The 255-nt window shown below is 37.6% G+C and carries 1 pseudogene; it reads left to right on the top strand.

The features are described 5' to 3' along the window. Positions 1-68: 68 nt before the first annotated feature. A pseudogene (locus tag ACYQ2O_RS13545) lies at positions 69-255 on the top strand (IS110 family transposase); the annotation flags it as partial.

The following is a 255-nucleotide window of genomic DNA, read 5'->3' as shown; positions in this document are numbered from 1 at the left end:
TGGAAAATCTTTATTACAAGTGCAACACTCTTTCGAGTGACTTAAAAGCTGAAAACATAAGCACCTCTGTGTTTAGTTCAACGATGATTCAATTAATGAATGGCGACATTTCAATGGCTGAGATTCGAACAATGAATAGCGTTGAGCTAGCTGCTTTACTTCAAAAGTTTGGGCGAGGACGCTTTAAAGATCCTGTCAAATTAGCTAAAGTCATTAGAAAATCTGTCTCAGACTCTTATCGCTTAGGCAAACTAG

Source organism: Alkalibacterium sp. m-11, assembly GCF_054658155.1.
The sequence above is the reverse complement of the archived record's forward strand: the minus strand, read 5'-3'. Positions and strand labels throughout refer to the sequence as shown.